The organism is Pseudomonas sp. NPDC089918 (assembly GCF_050280605.1).
Classification (GTDB): Bacteria; Pseudomonadota; Gammaproteobacteria; order Pseudomonadales; family Pseudomonadaceae; genus Aquipseudomonas.
Map to the genome: position 1 here is coordinate 26,874 of NZ_JBNNVP010000002.1, position 20,984 is coordinate 47,857.

Genomic DNA, 20,984 nt, shown 5'->3' on the forward strand with positions numbered 1-20,984 from the left:
CGCGCATCTGCACTATTTTCAGGAGCTGGATATGTCCACCGAACAACTGTTGAAAACCCCGTTGCACGCACTGCACCTCGAACTCGGCGCCCGCATGGTGCCGTTTGCCGGCTACGATATGCCGGTGCAATACCCATTGGGCGTGATGAAAGAACACCAGCACACCCGTGATCAGGCCGGGTTGTTCGATGTTTCGCACATGGGCCAGATCCGCCTGACCGGCGCCAACGCTGCCAAGGCCCTGGAAACCCTGGTGCCGGTGGACATCATCGATTTGCCGGTGGGCATGCAGCGCTACGCGATGTTCACCAACGAGACCGGCGGCATCCTCGACGACCTGATGGTCGCCAACCTCGGTAATGACGAACTGTTCCTGGTGGTCAACGCGGCCTGCAAGGATCAGGATCTGGCGCACCTGCGCAAGCACATCGGCGACCAGTGCACGATCGAACCACTGTTCGAAGAGCGCGCGTTGCTGGCGTTGCAAGGCCCGGCCGCCGTCACCGTGCTCGCACGCCTGGCACCTGAAGTTGCGAAGATGACCTTCATGCAGTTCGCCCGCGTGAAGCTGTTGGGCGTGGACTGCTTTGTCAGCCGCTCGGGCTACACCGGTGAAGACGGTTTCGAAATCTCCGTACCAGCCGCCAATGCCGAAGCCCTGGCTCGCGCCCTGCTGGCCGAACCGGAAGTGGCGGCCATCGGCCTCGGCGCTCGCGACTCCCTGCGCCTGGAAGCCGGTCTGTGCCTCTACGGTCACGACATGAACACCGAAACCACCCCAATCGAAGCCAGCCTGCTGTGGGCCATCTCCAAGCCTCGTCGTGCCGATGGCGCGCGGGCCGGTGGCTTCCCCGGCGCTGAACCCGTGTTCGCCCAACAGCAAACCGGTGTCAGCCGCAAACGCGTTGGCCTGCTGCCACAGGAACGTACGCCAGTGCGCGAAGGTGCAGAGATCGTCAACGAAGCCGGCGAAATCATCGGCAGCGTGTGCAGCGGTGGCTTCGGTCCGACCCTCGGCGGTCCTTTGGCCATGGGTTACCTCGACAGCGCTTATATCGCTTTGGATACGCCGGTTTGGGCAATTGTTCGTGGGAAAAAGGTGCCTTTGCTTGTAAGCAAAATGCCATTTGTTCCACAACGCTACTATCGTGGTTGATCGACCGTTTCTATAAGTAACGCGGCTGCGTTAACAGTGCACTAATCTGTAACGCAGCCGCCATAAAACAGTGCGAACGTTTCGTTTATGAACGTTACTTATAACGATCGAAAACAACTGAACAACTCCATCGAATAAGCCTGCGCTAGTGCCACCAACCCGAGGAAATACGGGCCTTCGCAGGGCTTGTTTTTTCTCCCGTAGTTGGCGTAGAGTTTGTTCACTGTGTTTGCATGGGTCGCTTGGAATCGTGACCTGGGCAGTAGCCTACAAGTTAGCTACATCCCGTTCGACGTCTTCTTACTCTCCTGCAACCAGCCCCAGTACTCTTTCACCAGAAGGAGACTGTCATTCATTTTTTTGCGTCAAAGGAAATAAGAAATGTCCCAACGTCAGAGCGGTACCGTCAAGTGGTTTAACGACGAGAAAGGTTTTGGTTTTATCACTCCAGAAAGCGGTCCGGATCTGTTCGTACATTTCCGCGCTATTCAGGGCAACGGCTTCAAGAGCCTGAAAGAAGGCCAGAAAGTGACTTTCGTTGCTGTGCAAGGCCAGAAAGGCATGCAGGCTGACGAAGTACAAGCAGAAGCCTGATCTTCTGTAGCGAAAAAGCCCCTGATACTGATATCAGGGGCTTTTTTGTGCGCGTAAATCCGTAAAATGGCTTCTTTTTCCGTTCAGAGGCTGCCATGTCGAAACACCTGCTATATCCACAGGGCGACTTCCCCGCCGTCGGCCTGGGTCGTCGCCTGGCAGCGATGTTCTACGACTTCCTGTTATGCACCGCGCTGCTGATCGTCACCAGCGGCATTTACAAGATGATCCAGATGGCGATCATCGGCGAAGGCCAAATGCGCGCCTTGACCGACGCTGGCGCGCTGGACGGTGATCCGCTGCTATCAACGGTGCTGTTGTTCGTGCTGTTCGGTTTCTTCGCCAAGTTCTGGATCTGGTCGGGGCAGACACTGGGCATGCAGGTGTGGGGCATCCGCGTGCAAAACGCCGACGGCTCATCCATCAGCCTGTGGCAGGCACTGCTGCGCTTTGTGGTATCGATCGCATCCTGGCTATGCCTTGGGCTTGGGTTCTTCTGGTCGCTGTTCGACAAGCAGAAACGCAGCTGGCATGACATCTACTCCAATACCCAGCTTGTGCGGATTCCGAAGAAGACCAAATAGCACTGGCAATGCAAATCACGGTGGCGAGGGAGCTTGCTCCCGCTGGGGTGCGAAGCGCCCCCAAATGCGGCTGCTGCGCGACCGAACGGGAGCAAGCTCCCTCGCCACAACAGCTCTCGCCACAGTAAGTATTAGGCGTTGCCGGCCAACTTCATCCGCGCCGCCTGCGTGAAATCAAGCATGCGCTTGAGCGGCCGAATCGCCTGCGGAATCAACGCCGGGTCGACGAAGATCTCGTTAGTCCCTTCCTTCAAGCTCTTCAGCATGCGCTCAAGCGTGTTCATCGCCATCCATGGGCAATGTGCGCAACTACGGCAGGCTGCGCCGTTACCGGCCGTTGGCGCTTCGATGAAGACCTTGTCCGGACACAGCTGCTGCATCTTGTAGAAGATGCCACGGTCGGTGGCGACGATCAGGGTCTTGTTCGGCAGACTTTGCGCCGCAGCGATCAGCTGACTGGTGGAACCCACCGCGTCGGCCAACTCGATTACGGCGGTAGGCGATTCCGGGTGCACCAGGATGGCCGCATCCGGGTACAACGCCTTCATGTCTTCGAGCTGCTTGGCCTTGAACTCTTCATGGACGATGCAGGCACCGTCCCACAGCAGCATGTCGGCACCGGTCTTGCGCTGGATGTAAGTGCCCAGGTGCTTGTCTGGTGCCCAGATGATGGTTTCGCCGTTATCCATCAGGCTTTCGACGATTTCCAGCGCGCAGCTGGACGTCACCACCCAGTCCGCACGCGCCTTGACCGCCGCCGAGGTGTTGGCATACACCACCACCGTACGTTCCGGATGCTGATCGCAGAACGCCGAGAACTCGTCCACCGGGCAACCCAGGTCCAGCGAGCAGGTCGCTTCCAGGGTCGGCATCAGTACACGTTTTTCAGGGTTGAGGATTTTCGCGGTTTCGCCCATGAACTTCACGCCGGCGACTACCACAGTCTTGGCCGGGTGGGCATTGCCGAAGCGGGCCATCTCCAGAGAGTCGGAGACGCAACCACCGGTTTCTTCGGCCAGGGCCTGAATGACGGGATCGCAATAGAAGTGGGCAACCAGCACCGCGTCCTGAGCCTTGAGCTCGGCAGCGATGGCAGTACGGTAATAAGCCTCTTCCTCGGCCGTCAGCGGCTTGGGCTGCTTGGCGTCGAGGTGGGCTTGAACCAGAAGGCGTTCGGAAATCTGCGTCATGTTCGCAAGACCTGCAGGCGCTTTCGCGCGAAAGTCGAGTATACACCCGGCTCCGGACCCTTAAGGGTACCGCCGGGAGAGTGAGTATTCATCAGGCGTGGATAGCGTTGAAGCTGCGCAAGGCTACAGAATATCCCGTGGATGCAAAAGATGATTCTGACCTGCGTCACCCGGACTGAGTCGACCTCAAATCGCGGGCAAAAAAAAACCCGGAAATCCTCACTTACGTGGGCCTTCCAGATTTTTTAAAATGGTGGGTCGTGTGGGATTCGAACCTACGACCAATTGGTTAAAAGCCAACTGCTCTACCAACTGAGCTAACGACCCGCTGTGTGGTGGCGCGTATAATACTGATTTTTAAGGACTATTCAACACCTAATTTGAAATAAATCAAAAATAAGGTGTTGGGTCAGTTACACCGGCCGCCGCGAAGCCTTCTGCACGCAGGCGGCAGCTGTCGCATTTACCGCAGGCGCGGCCATTATCGTCTGCCTGATAGCAGGAAACGGTCAGCCCGTAATCAACGCCAAGCTTCACGCCAGCCTGAACGATCTGCGCCTTGCTCAGGTTCTGCAGTGGCGCCTGGATACGGAAGCCCTGCCCTTCTACCCCAGCCTTGGTCGCCAGGTTGGCCATGCGCTCGAAGGCTTCGATGAACTCGGGACGGCAATCCGGGTAACCGGAGTAATCCACCGCGTTAACGCCGATAAAGATGTCACGCGCGCCCAGCACTTCGGCCCAGCCCAGCGCCAGCGACAGAAACACGGTGTTGCGCGCCGGCACGTAAGTCACCGGAATACCTTCACCCGGTGTTTCCGGCACATCGATACTAGTGTCGGTCAACGCCGAGCCGCCGATGCCATTCAGGTTCAGGCCAATCACCTTGTGCTCGACCACACCCAAGTCTTGGGCGACACGTGCGGCGGCGTGCAATTCTGCGTGAGACCGCTGACCATAATCGAAGCTCATGGTGTAGCAGCGGTAGCCTTCAGCGCGGGCCATGGCCACGACTGTCGCGGAGTCGAGACCGCCGGACAGCAGGATGACCGCACGTTTTTCGACAGTGTTCAGTTGTTCAGTCATTTCAGCGCCCCGGCTCGTCATTCCAAAGATATTTATGCAGCTGCAATTGCAGGCGCACAGGCAGATTGTCTGCCACCACCCAGTCCGCCAGATCACGCGCGTTCAGGTCATGGTGGCTCGGCGAGAACAGGACTTCGCCGGCACGCTGATCCAGACCGTATTGAATCAGCTTGGACACGGCCCAGTCGTAGTCTTCCCGCGAGCAGATGACAAACTTTACCTGATCGTTAGGCGTGAGCAGCTCAATGTTCTCGTAGCGGTTGCGATGCGCTTCTTTCGAACCCGGGGTTTTCAGGTCGACGACGCGACTGACCCGCGGATCGACCGCCGAGATATCCAGCGCGCCACTGGTTTCCAGCGACACTTCGTAGCCGGCGTCACACAACTGCTTGAGCAAGGGAATGGCATTCGGTTGCGCCAGGGGCTCGCCGCCCGTGACACAGACATAACGCGGGCGAAAACCGGCCACTTGCTCGAGGATGTCATCGAGCGTGCGAATGGTGCCGCCAGTGAACGCGTAGGCGCTGTCGCAGTATTGGCAACGCAATGGGCAACCGGTCAGGCGCACAAAAACAGTGGGCAGCCCGGCAGTCCGCGTTTCACCCTGCAACGAGTAGAAAACTTCGGTGATTCTCAATGTGTCTTGCATAGTCGCCACGGGCGTAACAGCTAAACAGGCTGTCCGCCTCCGTCAGGCACTTCAAGGAACCTCGCCAACGCGCAGATCCCAAAAAGCGTGTTTCATAAAAAGGGCATGAATTCTAACGAAAAAACCCGCGATAGGCGCGGGTTTCTTCTAAACATAACTATTTCTACAAGCTTACAGGCTTACATGCGCTGCAAGTCACGCTGCGCCAGCTGAGCGGCGGAAGTGCCCGGATATTGGGACACGACCTGCTGCAGAATGCCTTTGACCCGGTCGGTATGACCGAGGCGACGCTCTACATCAGCGAGCTTGTACAACGAGTCAGGCACTTTTGGGTGCTTGGGGTACAGCTGCGAAACCTTGGCAAATGCCTGACCTGCGCCTTGCAGATCGCCTTTGGCCAGGTTCACTTCACCCAACCAGTACTGGGCGTTGCCCGCGTACTGGCTGTTCGGGTATTTGCGCAGGAATGCGGCGAAAGCCTGGCTGGCCTTGTCGAAATCCTTGGCTTTGATCAGGTCGAAGGCTGCATCGTAATACAGTTTCTCCTTCGCCGGATCAGCCGGTTCGCCACCCGCGGCAGGCGCTTGTGTGGAAGTGGCAGCGGCTGCCGCTCCCGCACCTGCGCCGGCTGCTGCACCGGGGGCATTCAAGTTGCCACCGGTGGAAGAATTATCAGGAGTCGCGGCTGGTGCAACGCCGGTTCCTATGCGCCGATCAAGATCCTGATATCGCTCCAGGTTCTCTTGCTTCATGCGCGCTACATCATTTTGCAGAACTTCGATCACACCCTGTTGGCGTGAGATCTGCTCCTGCATCGATTGCAGTTGGTTGAACAGCTCGCCCTGTGCCGAGACAGGGGCCGAAACCCCTCCCCCGGCATAGGCGCCGTTCGTACCGTAACCCGCAGGCGGATAACTACTCCCGCTATTGTTATAGCCGGAGTTGTCCTCGACCACAGGAACCGCAGCCCACACCGCAAGCGGTGCGAGGCTGAGAGCCAAAACAGTTACAGCACGACGGCACGTTCGCATGACGAATTACTTACGCAGTTCGACGCGACGGTTTTGAGCCCAGGACTGCTCGTCGTTGCCGGTAGCAACTGGACGCTCTTCGCCGTAGGAAACCAGTTCCAGCTGAGCTGGGGAAACACCTTGCAGTACCAGGTAACGCTGAACGGCTTTCGCACGACGCTCGCCCAGTGCCATGTTGTACTCACGAGTACCACGTTCGTCGGTGTTGCCTTCCAGAACAACGCGAGCGCCGTTTGCTTTCAGGTCTTTGGCGTGAACGTCCAGAGCGCGCATGGCTTCTGGCTTCAGGTCCGAGCTGTCGTATTCGAAGTAGAAGGTGGTGATTGCGCGCAGAGCAGCTTCTTCGCTCAGGGAGCCGTCAACAGCACCAGTGTTAGCGCCGTAACCAGCGTTTGGATCAACAGCGCCTTCACCGGCGTTGTCGCCGCCTTTGGACGAGCAACCTACAGCTACAGCCATGGCCAGAGCCAGCGCAGCAAATTTACCAAACTTCAGCATTTCCATCGTGAAACTCCTAATGAACCCCAGTGTGTTAAGTACAACGTGTAGCGCCGCGTCAGTTCAGGTAAGGGGACCAGGACGGTTCTCTGACTTCGCCTTGTGCGGTAGGAAGCGGGAGCCTCACGCGTCCATTAATGGACACGAGCATCAAGACTCCCCGGCCCTGCTGGCGGGTGGCGTAGATTACCATGGTGCCGTTGGGCGCAACAGTAGGCGACTCGTCCAGAGTGCTATCAGTGAGGATCTTTACACTACCGCGCTGCAAATCCTGGGCCGCCACCTTGAAATTGGTGAAACCTTCCTGGCGATGGATCATCACCAGGGTCTTTTCATCGGCCGACAGTTTAGGGTTGGCGTTGTAGTTACCGATGAAGGTCACACGCTCCGCACCACCACCGCTTGCGCTGGTTTTGTAGATCTGTGGCTTGCCGCCACGGTCGGAGGTGAAGTAGATGGTCGAACCATCTTTACCCCAGAACGGCTCGGTGTTGATGCCCTGACCGTTGGTGACGCGACTGATCTGACGCGAACCCAGGTTCATCACATAGATGTCCGGGTTACCGTCTTTCGACAGTACGAATGCCAGACGCTGACCATCCGGCGACCAGGCTGGCGCACCATTCAGGCCTTCGAAGTTGGTGATCTGCTCACGGCGACCGGTGTCGATGTTCTGCATGAAAATGCGCGGACGCTTCTGCTCGAACGACACATAAGCAATGCGTTTGCCATCCGGTGCAAAACGCGGCGACAGGATCGGCTCGCGCGATTGCAGCAGTGTCACGGCACGGGCACCGTCATAGTCCGAACGTTGCAACGTGTAGCGAGTGTTCTTCTCGGAGAACCGCTCGGCCGTCACGTACAGCAGACGAGTCGAGAACGCACCTTTGATACCGGTGAGTTTCTCGAACGACTGGTCGGAGATGTAATGCGCCATGTCACGCAGTTGATCGACGCTGCCCGACACGCTGCCGGTCAGCACTTGCTGCTCGGTGGCGACGTTGAACAGAGCGTATTGAACCTGCAGGCGACCGCCCGCTGGAACGATACTGCCAACCATAATGTACTGGGCGCCAACAGCCTTCCAGTCACGGAAAATGATTTCGCTGGCCTGGCTTGGCTGGCTGATCATGTTCTGCTTTGGAATCGGTGCGTAGTAACCCGAGTTACGCAGGTCGTTACCGATGATTTCGGCCATGTCATCCGGCAGCACGGTGCCACCCTGGAAACCGAATGGCACTACGGCAATTGGAGTTGCCTGGGAGCTACCACTGCTGACCAGGATATTTTTTTCATCTGCCGTGGCCAGTCCTGCAAAGCAGAACATGACTACAAGCAGTCCTCGAAGAAGGTTTCTCACAAGGCTAGATCCTCAGGTGTGAATGTCATCTTGAATGAACGATAGGGTGCGAAATCAGCTGGCTTCAGACCCTGCATTTCGGTCAATCGACCAATATTTTTTACTGCCGCTACCGCTGAACTGTCGAACGGCACATCACCACTGGAACGGGCAACCGATACGCCGGAGATCGTTCCGTCAGGCAGCATGTTGATTTGCAGGATCACTTTCATGCCCTTGCGGGCCGACGGTGGCTGCGCCCAACCTTCAGAAGCACGCGAGCGAATCAGGTCATCGAAGTTGCCGGCGACTTCGTCACCCTGCTCATCGGCCAAGGCCTGCTGACGCTGCGGCGTGTCGGAAAGCAAATCTGCCAGGGCCTGAGCCTTTTTCTCATCGACGGATTTACGTGCCGCTTCCTGCGATTTTTTCTTCGCGGCATCGGCAGCAGCTTTCTTCTTCGCGTCTTCGGCGACTTTCTTCTTCGCCTCTTCAGCTTCAGATTTCTTCTTGGCGTCTTCGGCGGCTTTCTTCTTCGCGTCTTCGACGATCTTTTTCTTCGCTTCTTCAGCGGCCGCTTTCTTGGCCTCTTCTTCAGCAGCTTTCTTGGCTTCTTCTTCAGATTTCTTCTTGGCTATATCAGCCAATTGTTTCTCTTCGGCCTTTTTGGCTTCGGCGGTCTTCTTGGCTTCATCGGCTTTCTTGGCTTCATCAGCCTTTTTTGCCTCTTCCGCTTTCTTCGTCTCGTCGGCCTTCTTGGATTCTTCGGCTTTTTGAGCCGCATCTTCCTTCTTTTGTTCCGCGGCCTTGATCGCTTCCTGTTCGATCTTTTTCTGTTCCATCTGTTCGACTTCGGTCTGGCGCGCAGCAGATTTCTGCGCTTCACCCGCAATCTTCTGATTGGTCTGGGTGGTCGCCCGACTTTTCGATTTCAACTGGTACAGGGTCGCCTGGACGATAGGCTTGGCCGGCGGCAGCTCCGGTGTGAAGGCGAAACTGACGAACAGCATGCCGAACACCAGCACGTGCAAGACAATCGCCCAGACACTAGGCCAGAAGTAGCTTTCCGAGGCGGACGGCTCTCGCATTTGCTGCATCAGGGTGCCTCGGTAATCAAGCCAACATTACCGACCCCGGCTTTCTGCAACCCGCCCATCGCGCCCATGACGGAGCCGTAATCGACAGTCTTGTCGCCGCGAATGAATACCTGGGTACGCTTGCCGCCTTCAGTACCGGCGCGAATGATCTTGGTCACCGCGTCGGTCATTTGCGGCAAGGTCATGGCCTTGTCCTGCTGCTTTTCGGTGTCGACTTCGCTGCCAAGGTTCCAGTAGTAGGTCTTGTCAGACTTGATCGAAATGGTCAGGACCTGAGTGTTGTTGTCCTGCGGCAAGGCTTCGCTGGAAACCTTGGGCAGATCAACTTTCACGCCCTGATTGAGCATCGGCGCGGTCACCATGAAGATGACCAGCAGTACCAGCATCACGTCGATGTAAGGCACCACGTTCATCTCGGCAACCGGCTTGCGCTTTTTGCGAGCTCGAGCGATTAAAGCCATTGGAAATTACCTGCTTATTCTTCGCTGGTGTGCACTTTGCGGTGCAGGATCGCCTGGAATTCGTCGGCGAAGGTGTAGTAACGGCCCAGCAAGGTTTCGCTGCGAGCAGCAAAACGGTTGTACGCTATAACGGCCGGGATGGCGGCGAACAGACCGATCGCGGTAGCAATCAGTGCTTCGGCAATACCAGGGGCCACAGTGGCCAGGGTCGCTTGCTGGGCAGTTGCCAGACCACGGAAGGAGTTCATGATGCCCCAGACCGTACCGAACAGACCGATGTACGGGCTGACGGAACCCACGGTGGCGAGAAACGGCAGGCTCTGCTCGAGTTTTTCTTCCTCGCGGGAGATGGCCACGCGCATGGCACGGGCCACGCCTTCCATGACCGCTTCCGGGTCAACGCCTGACTGCTGACGCAGACGGGAGAATTCCTTGAAGCCGGCACGGAAGATTTGCTCGACGCCCGAATCCGGATCAGGGTTGCTGCCGGCCTGACGGTAGAGTTTGGACAGGTCGATACCGGACCAGAAGCGCTCTTCAAAGCTCTCCAGGGCACGTCGACCGGCGCGCAGCAAGTTGCTGCGCTGAAAGATCATGATCCATGAGGTCACCGATGCGGCTACCAGGATCAGCATTACCAGTTGCACCACGATACTGGCATTGCTGACCAGGCTCCACATGGAGGAATGGTCGACGACGTTAGCTTCCACGCTTTATCTCCTGCTTTGAGTGTGTACCCGCGCCGCTCACGTCGGCAAAGGCCGCACGTAGAGCTTCGGGAATGGCCCGGGGTTTCAAACTGTTGGTGCGCACACAGGCCACCAGAAACTGCCCTTCGCAGAGCAGCACATTATCCGTAGCCCGCCTGACCTGCTGTTTGAAGCGCAGGCTGACCCGGTTCAATTCAATTACTTCAGCGCTTACCAGCAGTTCGTCGTCCAGTCGCGCCGGCGCGTGGTAACGCGCTTCGCTGGAATGCACGACAAACAACAGGTCCTCCCCTGCCAGCGCCGACTGGGCAAAGCCCAGCTCCCGGAGCCGCTCGGTTCGAGCCCGTTCCATAAACTTGAGGTAATTGACGTAATACACGATGCCGCCCGCATCGGTGTCCTCGTAATAAACGCGACAACGATGTGCGAACGGCTCAAGCCCGTTTTGCGCGCGCATACTCTAGTGCTTACTCCTCAGGTTGCCAATCCGGCCAGGCAACTGTTTTTCATTGATTCGCGGCTTTCTGGTGAAAGTACGGTCCTGGGACAACACAAACCCCGAATAAATCAGCGCGCAAAGGTTACTAATCGTCCACGGCATCGAGGAACTCGTCTACCACGGGCATCTCGCCTAATCGTGACGGGATGTTTAAACCGAAGTGCAGGTACGCATGTCGAGTGACCACCCGCCCCCGCGGAGTGCGCATGATATAGCCCTGCTGGATCAAATACGGTTCCAGCACATCTTCAATGGTGTGACGTTCTTCGCTGATCGCCGCCGCCAGACTGTCCACCCCCACCGGCCCACCGTCGAACTTCTCGATCATGGTCAGCAGCAGGCGTCGGTCCTGATGGTCGAAACCACGCTCGTCGACATCCAGCAGGTTCAGCGCCAGGTCGGCGATCGGCTTGGTGATGTGACCCTTAGCGCGGACCTCGGCGAAATCCCGGACCCGACGCAGCAAGCGGTTGGCGATCCGCGGCGTGCCACGGGCACGGCGGGCGATTTCGAAGGCGCCTTCCGGGTCCAGCGGCAAACCGAGAATGTTCGCCGAACGGCTGACAATCGTTGCCAGGTCGGCGGTGTTGTAGAACTCCAGACGCTGAACGATCCCGAAACGGTCGCGCAACGGGTTGGTCAGCATGCCGGCCCGGGTGGTTGCGCCGACCAGGGTGAACGGCGGCAGATCGAGTTTGATCGAGCGCGCGGCCGGCCCTTCGCCGATCATGATGTCAAGCTGGAAATCTTCCATCGCCGGGTACAGCACTTCTTCGACGATCGGCGACAACCGATGGATCTCGTCGATGAACAGCACGTCATGGGGTTCAAGGTTGGTCAGCAACGCTGCCAAATCACCTGGACGCTCAAGAACCGGCCCCGAGGTGCTTTTGATCGACACGCCCATTTCCTGGGCAATGATGTTGGCCAGGGTAGTTTTACCCAGCCCCGGCGGGCCGAAAATCAGCGTGTGGTCCAGGGATTCATTGCGCCCACGCGCGGCCTGGATGAACAACTCCATTTGCTCGCGAACGGTTGGCTGGCCAATGTACTCGGCCAGGCTGACGGGACGAATCGCCCGGTCCTGGACTTCCTCGCGGTCACGGGGACCACCCGTGGCAGCGATCAGACGATCAGCTTCAATCACTTAGATCATTCCCTTCAGGGCACGACGAATCAAGTCTTCACTGCTCAAACCTTTCTCCTTGATCGCAGAAATTGCCTTGCTGGCTTCCTGCGGCTTGTAGCCCAGGGAAATCAGCGCGCTGACCGCGTCATTTTCGGCGGTGGCGACTGGAGCTGGCGCATCTGGCCCACCCGGCTGGTTTGGCACCAACGCAAACATCGCCGGCACGGTTTCCCACGCCTTGAAGCGATCCTTGAGTTCCACCAACAACCGCTCGGCCGTCTTCTTGCCAACGCCAGGCACCTTGGTCAGGGCCGAAGTGTCCTGGGACTGCACGCAACGAACCAGCTCGTCGACCTCCAGGCTCGACATCAAGGCCAGCGCCAGTTTCGGCCCCACACCATTGAGACGGATCAGCTCGCGAAAAAAGTCTCGCTCGCGCTTGCCAAAGAAGCCATAGAGTAACTGCGCGTCTTCGCGTACGACCAAATGGGTGTGCAAGGTCAGTGGTTCACCGACCGACGGCAAGCGATAAAGCGTTGTCATGGGCACTTCCAGCTCATACCCCAGACCGTTTACATCCAGAATCAGGTGCGGCGGCTGTTTCTCAGCCAAAGTGCCGCGCAAGCGTCCAATCACGTTTCAGATCCTTGAGCCTTGGCCAGATCAGTGCTGGCGACTGACAGAACAAGGGTTTTGCGCCGACAACACAGGCGCAAAACCCTCATTCCATAAAAATGATTGCTGATGCTATCAGAGACGCAGGCGCCCGCCACGACTGCGTGCTGTGCCCAGACCATGAGGCAACAGGCTGGAACGGGTGTGAGCGTGGCAAATCGCGATGGCCAGGGCATCCGAAGCATCGATTTGCGGCTTGCTGGTCAATTTCAGCATGTGCATGACCATCATCTGCACCTGCTCTTTATTCGCCGCGCCGGTGCCAGTCACCGCCTGTTTGACTTGGGTCGCGGTGTATTCGGCGATTTCCAGGCTTTCCTCGGCACCGGCCACGATGGCTGCCCCGCGGGCCTGACCGAGCTTGAGGGCGGAGTCGGCATTGCGCGCCATGAAGACCTTTTCGATGCCCATGGTCACCGGGCCGTAGGTCTGGATCACTTCACGTACGCCCCGATAGACGATTTGCAGGCGCTCGTGCAGCTCGCCGGAGCCCGTGCGAATGCAGCCCGACGCCACGTACACACAGCCACGCCCGGTATCACGTACCACGCCATAACCGGTGATACGCGAACCGGGGTCGATACCAAGAATTAAAGTCATAACGCCTGCAGAAAGAGATCGCGGTGGCTTGAGGATAACTGTGTAGGAGCTGCCGAAGGCTGCGATCTTTTGATTTTCGATCTTACAGTCAAAAGATCGCAGGCTTCGCCAGCTCCTACAGGGGCCAAGGGAAGGCTGCGATCTTTATCAATGCATCAACCGAGCTGTGCGGCCACCGACTCTGGAATGTCCGCGTTGGAATACACGTTTTGCACGTCATCCAGGTCTTCGAGCATATCGATCAGCTTGAGAACCTTCTCGGCGCCCTCCAGGTCCAGTTCGGCACTGGTGGTCGGCTGCATGACGATTTCCGCGTCATCGCCCTTGAAGCCTGCATCCTCCAAAGCGTTGCGCACGGAATAGAAGCCGGCGAACGAGGTGAACACGTCGATTGAACCGTCTTCGTGGGTCACCACATCATCGGCGTCAGCCTCCATGGCCGCTTCCATCAGCGCATCCTCATCCACGCCTGGCGCGAAGGAAATCTGCCCCTTGCGCTCGAACAGGTAGGCCACCGAACCGTCAGTGCCGAGGTTGCCGCCACACTTGCTGAACGCATGGCGAACAGCCGCTGCAGTACGGTTACGGTTGTCGGTCATGCATTCGACCATCACCGCCACACCGCCCGGACCGTAACCTTCGTAGGTCAGCTCGACCATGTCATCGGTATCGGCGGCGCCAGCGCCGCGGGCCACTGCGCGGTCGATGATGTCGCGGCTCATGTTCGCACCCAGCGCTTTATCCAGCGCCAGACGCAAGCGCGGGTTGGAGCCTGGATCACCGCCGCCCTGGCGAGCAGCAACCGTCAGTTCACGAATCCACTTGGTGAAAATCTTGCCCTTCTTGGCATCCTGACGTTCTTTGCGGTGCTTGATGTTCGCCCACTTGGAATGACCCGCCATAACTCGCTCCGAATTATCTTTGAAACATTGCCCGCCACGCCATGATGCGCCAGCCAGCAAAAAAAAATCTCGACCTGTCTATATAGAAAGGGCGCATCCGAAGATGCGCCCTTCTGGTCAACCTTACTCAGCTTTAGGCGTTTCGCGCAGACGAATGTGCAGTTCGCGCAACGCCTTGGCATCCACCAGCCCCGGTGCCTGAGTCATGACGCAGGCAGCGCTCTGGGTTTTCGGGAAGGCGATCACTTCACGGATCGACTGGGCGCCGGTCATCAGCATCACCAGACGGTCCAGACCGAAGGCCAGGCCACCGTGCGGCGGCGCGCCGTATTTCAGGGCGTCGAGCAGGAAGCCGAACTTCTCTTCCTGTTCCGCTTCGCTGATACCCAGCAGACGGAACACCGACTGTTGCATTTCCTTGCGGTGGATACGGATCGAACCGCCACCCAGTTCGGTGCCGTTCAGGACCATGTCGTAGGCACGGGACAGCGCGGTTGCCGGGTTGGCTTCCAGTTCTTGCGGCGTGCACTTCGGCGCGGTGAACGGGTGGTGCAACGCGGTGAAGCTGCCGTCGTCGTTCTCTTCGAACATCGGGAAGTCGACAACCCACATCGGAGCCCACTCGCAGGTCAGCAGGTTCAGATCGTGACCAACCTTGATCCGCAGCGCGCCCAAGGCTTCGCTGACGATCTTCGATTTATCAGCGCCGAAGAACACGATATCGCCATCAACTGCACCGACGCGATCGAGGATCACGTTCAGGTTAGCCTCAGGGATGTTCTTGACGATTGGCGATTGCAGACCTTCAACGCCTTTGGCGCGCTCGTTGACCTTGATGTACGCCAGGCCCTTGGCACCGTAGATGCCGACGAACTTGGTGTAGTCGTCGATCTTGCTGCGCGGCATGCTTGCCGCGCCTGGAACGCGCAGAGCGGCAACGCGGCATTTCGGGTCGTTGGCAGGGCCGCTGAACACCTTGAAGTCGACTTCTTTCAGTTGATCGGCAACATCAACCAGTTCCAGCGGGTTACGCAGGTCCGGCTTGTCGGAACCGTAACGACGCATGGCCTCTTCGAAGGTCATGTGCGGGAAGTCGCCGAACTCCAGGTCCAGCACTTCCTTGAACAGGTTGCGAATCATTTGTTCGGTGATGCCCATGATCTCTTTTTCATCGAGGAAGCTGGTCTCGATGTCGATCTGGGTGAATTCCGGCTGACGGTCGGCGCGCAGATCTTCGTCGCGGAAGCACTTGGCGATCTGGTAGTAACGGTCGAAGCCGGCGACCATCAGCAGCTGCTTGAACAGCTGTGGCGATTGCGGCAAGGCGAAGAAGCTACCTGCGTGAGTACGGCTCGGCACCAGGTAGTCGCGAGCGCCTTCTGGCGTGGCGCGGGTCAGAATCGGCGTCTCGACATCGAGGAAGCCGTTCTCGTCCAGGAAGCGACGGATGCTGGTGGTCATGCGCGAACGCAGACGCAGCTTCTCGAGCATTTCCGGGCGACGCAGGTCGAGGAAGCGATAACGCAGGCGGGTTTCTTCGCCGACGTCGGAGAACTCGTTCAGCGGGAACGGCGGGGTTTCCGCTTCGTTCAATACTTCCAGCTCGTAGCCCAGCACTTCGATCATGCCCGACGCCATGTTGGCGTTGGTGGCACCGGCCGGACGCAGGCGCACCTTGCCGGTGATCTTGACCACGTATTCGCTGCGCACGCGATCGGCGGCGGCGAAGGATTCAGCGCGGTCCGGGTCGAACACCACCTGGGCCAGACCGTCACGATCACGGATATCGAGGAAAATCACCCCACCGTGGTCACGACGACGATGGACCCATCCGCAAAGGGTAATTTCCTGGCCTTCCAGGCTTTCGTTCAGTTGGCCGCAATAATGGCTGCGCATCATGGTAGTGGTTTCGCTTCTCGTAATTCGAAATTCGGTTGGAGGTCTTGCCGCACCCCCGCACTTGAATCAGGTGCCAGATGATGCAAGAACTCGCGCGTGTCATTCAGCCCGGGCGCTAGACCCTAGTCAGCTTTGTCGCCACCGGCCAGATTTTTCTTGGAACCGGTCTTGAAGTCGGTTTCGTACCAGCCGGTGCCGCTGAGGCGGAAGCCCGGCATGGACAGCATCTTTTTAAGCTCTGGCGCCTGGCAGGCAGGGCAGTCGACCAGCGGTGCTGCGCTGATCTTTTGAATGGCTTCCAACTGATGACCACAGGAAGCACATTGATAGTCGTACATCGGCATGGGGGTTGTCTCGGCGATCAGATTGCTACCGCGCATGCTGGGCTTTGCGGCAAAGGGCGGGATTATATCCATTAAATGCAGCCTGTGCAGCCGTAAGACTGCACAGACCGACACTCGACCCGATCAACCGCCATCGTCAAGCCATGATGGGGCAACTTCCTTCCTTCAGGCTGTGCACGACGCAGACAACCCGCACCAGCCCGGTGAAGTTCTTCACCCCGCCGTGGCGCAGATGCACTTCGCGATCCACGTGGGACAACAGCGCACTGACCGAGCAGCAATTGACCTTGGCCATATCACCCAAAATATCCCAATAAACCTGCTCCAGCCGCAAACAGGTCGCAAAGCCGTTCAAGCGCACTGACCGGGATAATGGCTGGGCCAGGCCCATATCGAATTCGCTGACAAATGAATCAATCCTTACTTCCTTGAGTGGACCGACCCTCCCCTCGCTTCGCCTGTCTTGATAAACCATAGCGTTGACACTCCTTTGCCATCCTTGCTGCTTATAAGAGTCATATTCCGTTTGCTTATAAAAGCGCAGGCGCACAGGGATATCTAGATGACTTTATGACCATCGACGTAGGATAAGCCAACAACTGAGGGGAGATCATGGAGCTCGTCCTAGGCCGGACGATTTCCTACGAAAACTGACGCAATGTCTTTCAGCGGAACGGCAAAAAGACGCGAGAAACACAGCAGGCAAATAATACTCAGCAAGCGTCATGCACACAGCGGCCAGCGGGAGTACCGCTGGACTGCCTGATTTGAGTAGCTGCGGGCTTTGCTGTTAAATAGGCAGTGTGTCGCTACCGCCTATTTTCCGGGGGCTGCGCATAGGCTGATAGCGGGAACGTGTCCAACGCCTCTTATTGTTCCGAAGCGAACCGTGCTCCATCAGCTCTTCCTTGTGATCCGTCTTAACGTGAGTTAATCAAAATGTTGAAAATCGTCCACCTGCTAATGGGCGCAGCAGCCTTGCTGCTGTCCTTCATCCCTAGCCTGCGATCCGAAGCGCTACCTTACCTGCAACAACCCGATGCGCTGTACCTGGCCTTTTTCGGCCTGCTCAACCTCACCCTTGCACCTGTTATCCCTTACTGGAACAAAGGCCCACGTCATCAACTGCAAAACCTGGTCAGCGCCTTGCTGGTTCTGGCTGTGGTATTGCAAACACTGACATTGTTCGCCCCGATGCCTGTCATCGCCGGTCAACCTGCCGTTCTGTTCAGTCTGGTCGTTGCCCTGATCGCCATTTTTTTGCACCTGGCCGTCAGCTTCTACAAATCTTCACCGGCCGCCGCCTCGCCAAGCTATGACATGAGCAACCGCGATACTGGCACCGTTAAATGGTTCAACACCTCCAAAGGCTTCGGCTTTATTTCCCGTGATTCCGGCGATGATATTTTCGTGCACTTCCGGGCAATTCGCGGTGAAGGCCACCGTGTTCTGGTCGAAGGCCAGCGCGTGGAGTTCTCTGTCATGAACCGTGACAAAGGCCTGCAAGCCGAAGATGTGATCGCCGCCCTGCCGCGTCGCTGATTCCAAGGCTAAAAAAAACCGCGAACAGCCCAGGCTGTTCGCGGTTTTTTTATGGCCTCTTCTTCACTAATGTGGCTCAGTAATGCGGCGGTGGCGCCTCTTCTTCGAAGGACTCGAACTGACCGGCCATCTCCTCCTGCCGCTTGAGCAACGCAGCCATTTGCAATTGCAAGCGCTCTACCATCCGCTGCTGCGCCGCCAGCACATCACTCAATGCCTGGATGGTGTCATCCTGAAACGCCAACTGGCTTTCCAGATCGGTAACGCGTTCTTCCAGGCTCATGTTTCAGCCCTCCAGAAACGTGAAGTCATCGGTCAACACCAGACGCAGCCGCTCACGAATCGCCGCGATCTGCTCTGGACTGTAGGGTTTGGCCGGCTGCTTGCCCCAGACCGGAGCTGGCCAGGCGGCGTCCTCACGCTTGCGCACAATCACATGCATGTGCAACTGGCTGACGACATTACCCAGGGCCGCGACGTTCAACTTGTCCGCATCGAACGAGTCCTTGAGCATTTCCGCCAGTGCGGTGGTTTCCTGCCACAGCTGCTGTTGATCTGCGACATCTAATTGAAATATCTCACTGATATCCTCGCGGCGGGGCACGAGGATGAACCACGGGTAGTTCGAATCATTGGACAACAGCAACCGACAGAGCGGGAAATCGCCGATAGGCAACGTGTCTTGTTGAAGTCGTGGATCTAAAGCGAACACAGCGCGCACTCCCCTCTGGTGATCTTTTTTCAGCTTAGCGCCCCCCTGCGAAAGACGGCGCACCAAGCGACAGGACGGCAGCATACCTGCGAACGCCACACGCTTCACGACGAACTGCCACCTGCTGCACCCTACGGGCGCCCCGACATGAGCCATTTTGATCCGGTATGCACCATGACAGAACCAGCCACCGCACAAAAAATGCCGAAATGACCGATAAACGACGGGCCGTTCGAATCCACGACAAAGCGACACCGTGTGAATTCGATACAACAATTGAAATTTTTTGCACCAAAACCGCACAACGCGTCTACGCTCAGTGCGTCAGCATCCGCTAACTACTCACTGGCGGGGTGAACCGGTAACGTTTTTGGTTGTCGCCCCCACTGGATCGATGTGGTAAACACGATGCGAAGCATGGCGTCAAGCTCAGGCAAAACAAGCTTGAACCCCCCGGTTTTATGAGGTTTTTACAGCAACAGGCAGGCCTTTGGAAAAAAACAGCAACAGAATTCCGATTTGTGCACGCTTGTTGCATTCACACCCGTATCGTCTATAAGCGCTCCGCTGGAAGTGGAAGCCTTAAGGCCAATAAAAACAGCGGCAGGGTTGCCCGATGGAGATTCAAGTGCAGGACAAGGGACTCTTTTTTACCGACGCTCAAGCCATGGAAAACAACGTTGAAGTTGTCAGTCCGATTGCGTCGGGATTGTGAATTTGCGACATCTACCAAGCCATTTGCGACAGGGTCGTAAAGAAGCTGAAAGGTTAGATGCGCAAGTATCGCCAACATGGTCGGCGTGATATAAGTTTGCGCCGACACAAAAAGAAAGAGCCGCCCGGATAATAAAACAGGCGGGACGGCAGTACTCTTCTAAAAACCAAAGGAGCAAATCACGATGCGCGTGATGAAGTGGAGCATGATCGCACTGGCAGTTGCAGCAGCAGCCAGTACCCAAATGGCTACGGCCGCACCTTTCGTAAGTGACCAGGCTGAAGCCAAAGGTTTTGTTGAAGACGCCAAGTTCGACTTGCTGATTCGCAACTATTACTTCAACCGTGACAACAAAGATGGCGCCCGCGACGTTAAAGACTGGACCCAAGGTCTTTGGGGCACCTTCAACTCCGGTTACACCCAGGGTACTGTTGGCGTTGGCGTTGATGCATTCGGTTACCTGGCCATCAAACTGGATGGCGGCGATGGCACTTCCGGTTCGGGCAACATGAGCCGTAGCGACACCGTCAACGCCAACGGTGGCCGCAACGTCAACGACAGCCAGGGTAAAGCCGGGGGGGCCATTAAATTCCGCGTCTCCAAAACCGAGCTGAAATTCGGCGACATGTCGCCAAGCACTGCTCCAGTGTTTGCTGTTGGCGGTTCCCGTATCCTTCCTCAAGTTGCCAGCGGTTTCCAACTGCAGAGCAGCGAAGTCAAAGACCTTGACCTCGAAGCCGGTCACTTCTACTCGGGTTCCAGCCAGGACAAAAACGCCCGTGACGGCGGTCTGTTTGCAAACTACGCCGGCGTTGAAGCCAACAGCATCGACTATTTCGGTGGCAAGTACGGCATTACCGATAACCTTTCCGCATCGCTGTATGGCGCCAAGCTGGAAGACATCTGGAACCAGTACTACGCCAACGTGAACCTCACCACTCCATTTGGTGGTGACACGTCGCTGAACACCGACTTCAACATCTACCGCACCACCGACACCGGTGACGCGAAAGCCGGTGACATCAGCAACACAGCATTCTCGCTGGCCACTGCTCTGTCGTTCCTGAAAGCACACACCATCACCCTGGCCTTCCAAAAGGTTAATGGCGATACCCCGTTCGACTACGTCGGTATTGGCAAGAACAACCGCGGCGGCGACTCGATCTTCCTCGCCAACTCCATCCAGTACTCTGACTTCAACGCCCCTGGCGAGAAGTCTGCCCAGATCCGTTACGATCTGAAAATGGCTGAGTACGGCGTTCCTGGTCTGAGCTTCATGACCCGTTATGTGAAAGGTTGGGACATCGACGGTACCAAAACTCCAGCAGGTAGCGCTTACGCCGGCCTGTACGGTGAAGATGGCAAGCACAACGAAACCAACTTCGAAGCCAAGTACGTTGTTCAGTCTGGCCCGGCAAAAGATCTGTCCGTCCGCTTCCGTCAAGCTTGGCACTTTGCTAACGCCGACGAAGGTGAAGGCGACGTGAAAGAGTTCCGTGTGATCGTCGACTACCCGCTGTCGATTTTGTAATCGCATCCAGTTAGTTTGCGGTAACAAACAAAAAGGCCCATCTT

The 20,984-nt window shown here is 57.2% G+C and carries 24 protein-coding genes and 1 tRNA gene; 5 read left to right on the forward strand and 20 right to left on the reverse strand.

Going from position 1 to position 20,984, the window contains the following annotated elements; all coding sequences use genetic code 11:
• Positions 1-31: 31 nt before the first annotated feature.
• The 3 genes from gcvT (at position 32) to ACQKPC_RS01670 (ending at position 2,334) form a co-directional block, all read left to right on the forward strand.
• Positions 32-1,156: a glycine cleavage system aminomethyltransferase GcvT gene (gcvT, locus tag ACQKPC_RS01660; protein ID WP_427622894.1), complete on the forward strand. Its 1,125-nt coding sequence runs from the start codon at positions 32-34 to the stop codon at positions 1,154-1,156.
• Between the two features lie 381 nt (positions 1,157-1,537).
• Positions 1,538-1,750 (forward strand): cold-shock protein, encoded by a 213-nt coding sequence (locus ACQKPC_RS01665; RefSeq protein WP_003175786.1) that lies wholly within the window; start codon positions 1,538-1,540, stop codon positions 1,748-1,750.
• A 95-nt stretch (positions 1,751-1,845) separates the two neighbouring features.
• On the forward strand, positions 1,846-2,334 hold the full coding sequence (locus ACQKPC_RS01670) for an RDD family protein (RefSeq protein WP_008072918.1): 489 nt from the start codon (positions 1,846-1,848) through the stop codon (positions 2,332-2,334).
• A 131-nt stretch (positions 2,335-2,465) separates the two neighbouring features.
• On the opposite strand, the gene nadA is transcribed toward ACQKPC_RS01670, so the two are convergent.
• The 18 genes from nadA to ACQKPC_RS01760 form a co-directional block, all read right to left on the reverse strand.
• Positions 2,466-3,524 carry a quinolinate synthase NadA gene (gene nadA, locus ACQKPC_RS01675; protein WP_427622895.1) on the reverse strand — a complete coding sequence of 353 codons (1,059 nt, stop codon included), beginning with the start codon at positions 3,522-3,524 and terminating at the stop codon, positions 2,466-2,468.
• 251 nt (positions 3,525-3,775) lie between these two features.
• Positions 3,776-3,851: transfer RNA gene (locus tag ACQKPC_RS01680), tRNA-Lys, on the reverse strand.
• A 63-nt stretch (positions 3,852-3,914) separates the two neighbouring features.
• Positions 3,915-4,607: a 7-cyano-7-deazaguanine synthase QueC gene (gene queC / locus ACQKPC_RS01685; RefSeq protein ID WP_008072915.1), complete on the reverse strand. Its 693-nt coding sequence runs from the start codon at positions 4,605-4,607 to the stop codon at positions 3,915-3,917.
• Position 4,608: 1 nt separating this feature from the next.
• On the reverse strand, positions 4,609-5,256 hold the full coding sequence (gene queE, locus ACQKPC_RS01690; protein ID WP_008072914.1) for a 7-carboxy-7-deazaguanine synthase QueE: 648 nt from the start codon (positions 5,254-5,256) through the stop codon (positions 4,609-4,611).
• A gap of 179 nt (positions 5,257-5,435) precedes the next feature.
• Positions 5,436-6,287, reverse strand: coding sequence for a tol-pal system protein YbgF (ybgF, locus tag ACQKPC_RS01695; protein WP_192343872.1), 852 nt, complete (start codon positions 6,285-6,287; stop codon positions 5,436-5,438).
• Positions 6,288-6,293: 6 nt separating this feature from the next.
• A complete protein-coding gene (pal, locus tag ACQKPC_RS01700) occupies positions 6,294-6,791 on the reverse strand; it encodes a peptidoglycan-associated lipoprotein Pal (RefSeq protein WP_003178634.1) in 498 nt (165 codons plus the stop codon).
• Positions 6,792-6,843: 52 nt separating this feature from the next.
• Complete coding sequence (gene tolB / locus ACQKPC_RS01705) at positions 6,844-8,112, reverse strand: Tol-Pal system beta propeller repeat protein TolB (RefSeq protein WP_201060569.1); 1,269 nt, start codon at positions 8,110-8,112, stop codon at positions 6,844-6,846.
• Between the two features lie 29 nt (positions 8,113-8,141).
• On the reverse strand, positions 8,142-9,221 hold the full coding sequence (tolA, locus tag ACQKPC_RS01710; protein WP_008072426.1) for a cell envelope integrity protein TolA: 1,080 nt from the start codon (positions 9,219-9,221) through the stop codon (positions 8,142-8,144).
• Positions 9,221-9,673: a protein TolR gene (gene tolR / locus ACQKPC_RS01715; RefSeq protein ID WP_162556275.1), complete on the reverse strand. Its 453-nt coding sequence runs from the start codon at positions 9,671-9,673 to the stop codon at positions 9,221-9,223. Before tolR ends, tolA begins: the two co-directional genes overlap by 1 nt.
• Before the next feature lie 23 nt (positions 9,674-9,696).
• Entirely contained in the window at positions 9,697-10,392 is a 696-nt protein-coding gene (tolQ, locus tag ACQKPC_RS01720) for a protein TolQ (RefSeq protein ID WP_007897030.1), read from the reverse strand.
• Complete coding sequence (gene ybgC / locus ACQKPC_RS01725) at positions 10,382-10,849, reverse strand: tol-pal system-associated acyl-CoA thioesterase (protein ID WP_007933231.1); 468 nt, start codon at positions 10,847-10,849, stop codon at positions 10,382-10,384. Before ybgC ends, tolQ begins: the two co-directional genes overlap by 11 nt.
• Before the next feature lie 127 nt (positions 10,850-10,976).
• Positions 10,977-12,038 (reverse strand): Holliday junction branch migration DNA helicase RuvB, encoded by a 1,062-nt coding sequence (gene ruvB / locus ACQKPC_RS01730; protein ID WP_008006678.1) that lies wholly within the window; start codon positions 12,036-12,038, stop codon positions 10,977-10,979.
• Positions 12,039-12,656: a Holliday junction branch migration protein RuvA gene (gene ruvA, locus ACQKPC_RS01735; RefSeq protein WP_059182263.1), complete on the reverse strand. Its 618-nt coding sequence runs from the start codon at positions 12,654-12,656 to the stop codon at positions 12,039-12,041.
• 114 nt (positions 12,657-12,770) lie between these two features.
• Positions 12,771-13,295 carry a crossover junction endodeoxyribonuclease RuvC gene (ruvC, locus tag ACQKPC_RS01740; RefSeq protein ID WP_008147379.1) on the reverse strand — a complete coding sequence of 175 codons (525 nt, stop codon included), beginning with the start codon at positions 13,293-13,295 and terminating at the stop codon, positions 12,771-12,773.
• Between the two features lie 155 nt (positions 13,296-13,450).
• Positions 13,451-14,197, reverse strand: a complete 747-nt coding sequence (locus tag ACQKPC_RS01745) for a YebC/PmpR family DNA-binding transcriptional regulator (RefSeq protein ID WP_427622896.1) — start codon at positions 14,195-14,197, stop codon at positions 13,451-13,453.
• A gap of 123 nt (positions 14,198-14,320) precedes the next feature.
• Entirely contained in the window at positions 14,321-16,096 is a 1,776-nt protein-coding gene (gene aspS, locus ACQKPC_RS01750; protein ID WP_008072428.1) for an aspartate--tRNA ligase, read from the reverse strand.
• A gap of 122 nt (positions 16,097-16,218) precedes the next feature.
• Entirely contained in the window at positions 16,219-16,440 is a 222-nt protein-coding gene (locus ACQKPC_RS01755; RefSeq protein WP_010457489.1) for an FmdB family zinc ribbon protein, read from the reverse strand.
• A gap of 136 nt (positions 16,441-16,576) precedes the next feature.
• A complete protein-coding gene (locus ACQKPC_RS01760) occupies positions 16,577-16,915 on the reverse strand; it encodes a ribbon-helix-helix domain-containing protein (protein ID WP_427622897.1) in 339 nt (112 codons plus the stop codon).
• 464 nt (positions 16,916-17,379) lie between these two features.
• Here ACQKPC_RS01760 and ACQKPC_RS01765 point away from each other — a divergent pair, with 464 nt between their 5' ends.
• Positions 17,380-17,982, forward strand: coding sequence for a cold shock domain-containing protein membrane protein (locus tag ACQKPC_RS01765; protein ID WP_427622898.1), 603 nt, complete (start codon positions 17,380-17,382; stop codon positions 17,980-17,982).
• A 76-nt stretch (positions 17,983-18,058) separates the two neighbouring features.
• On the opposite strand, the gene ACQKPC_RS01770 is transcribed toward ACQKPC_RS01765, so the two are convergent.
• Complete coding sequence (locus tag ACQKPC_RS01770) at positions 18,059-18,265, reverse strand: SlyX family protein (RefSeq protein ID WP_427622899.1); 207 nt, start codon at positions 18,263-18,265, stop codon at positions 18,059-18,061.
• A gap of 3 nt (positions 18,266-18,268) precedes the next feature.
• Entirely contained in the window at positions 18,269-18,694 is a 426-nt protein-coding gene (locus tag ACQKPC_RS01775) for an HIT family protein (RefSeq protein WP_123495507.1), read from the reverse strand.
• Positions 18,695-19,593: 899 nt separating this feature from the next.
• Between ACQKPC_RS01775 and ACQKPC_RS01780 the strand changes: the two genes are divergently transcribed.
• Positions 19,594-20,940: an OprD family porin gene (locus ACQKPC_RS01780; RefSeq protein ID WP_427622900.1), complete on the forward strand. Its 1,347-nt coding sequence runs from the start codon at positions 19,594-19,596 to the stop codon at positions 20,938-20,940.
• Positions 20,941-20,984 lie beyond the last annotated feature (44 nt).

Excerpts from the sequence above, each read along its gene's own strand:
- aspS (WP_008072428.1), bottom strand. The coding sequence starts at position 16,096 with ATGATGCGCAGCCATTATTGCGGCCAACTGAACGAAAGCCTGGAAGGC.
- ACQKPC_RS01665 (WP_003175786.1), top strand. The coding sequence starts at position 1,538 with ATGTCCCAACGTCAGAGCGGTACCGTCAAGTGGTTTAACGACGAGAAA.
- ybgF (WP_192343872.1), bottom strand. The coding sequence starts at position 6,287 with ATGCGAACGTGCCGTCGTGCTGTAACTGTTTTGGCTCTCAGCCTCGCA.
- ACQKPC_RS01745 (WP_427622896.1), bottom strand. The coding sequence starts at position 14,197 with ATGGCGGGTCATTCCAAGTGGGCGAACATCAAGCACCGCAAAGAACGT.
- tolB (WP_201060569.1), bottom strand. The coding sequence starts at position 8,112 with ATGTTCTGCTTTGCAGGACTGGCCACGGCAGATGAAAAAAATATCCTG.
- nadA (WP_427622895.1), bottom strand. The coding sequence starts at position 3,524 with ATGACGCAGATTTCCGAACGCCTTCTGGTTCAAGCCCACCTCGACGCC.
- ACQKPC_RS01670 (WP_008072918.1), top strand. The coding sequence starts at position 1,846 with ATGTCGAAACACCTGCTATATCCACAGGGCGACTTCCCCGCCGTCGGC.
- ruvC (WP_008147379.1), bottom strand. The coding sequence starts at position 13,295 with ATGACTTTAATTCTTGGTATCGACCCCGGTTCGCGTATCACCGGTTAT.
- ACQKPC_RS01755 (WP_010457489.1), bottom strand. The coding sequence starts at position 16,440 with ATGCCGATGTACGACTATCAATGTGCTTCCTGTGGTCATCAGTTGGAA.
- ACQKPC_RS01780 (WP_427622900.1), top strand. The coding sequence starts at position 19,594 with ATGCGCGTGATGAAGTGGAGCATGATCGCACTGGCAGTTGCAGCAGCA.
- tolA (WP_008072426.1), bottom strand. The coding sequence starts at position 9,221 with ATGCAGCAAATGCGAGAGCCGTCCGCCTCGGAAAGCTACTTCTGGCCT.
- gcvT (WP_427622894.1), top strand. The coding sequence starts at position 32 with ATGTCCACCGAACAACTGTTGAAAACCCCGTTGCACGCACTGCACCTC.
- ACQKPC_RS01765 (WP_427622898.1), top strand. The coding sequence starts at position 17,380 with ATGTTGAAAATCGTCCACCTGCTAATGGGCGCAGCAGCCTTGCTGCTG.
- queC (WP_008072915.1), bottom strand. The coding sequence starts at position 4,607 with ATGACTGAACAACTGAACACTGTCGAAAAACGTGCGGTCATCCTGCTG.
- pal (WP_003178634.1), bottom strand. The coding sequence starts at position 6,791 with ATGGAAATGCTGAAGTTTGGTAAATTTGCTGCGCTGGCTCTGGCCATG.
- ybgC (WP_007933231.1), bottom strand. The coding sequence starts at position 10,849 with ATGCGCGCGCAAAACGGGCTTGAGCCGTTCGCACATCGTTGTCGCGTT.
- ACQKPC_RS01760 (WP_427622897.1), bottom strand. The coding sequence starts at position 16,915 with ATGGTTTATCAAGACAGGCGAAGCGAGGGGAGGGTCGGTCCACTCAAG.
- ACQKPC_RS01770 (WP_427622899.1), bottom strand. The coding sequence starts at position 18,265 with ATGAGCCTGGAAGAACGCGTTACCGATCTGGAAAGCCAGTTGGCGTTT.
- queE (WP_008072914.1), bottom strand. The coding sequence starts at position 5,256 with ATGCAAGACACATTGAGAATCACCGAAGTTTTCTACTCGTTGCAGGGT.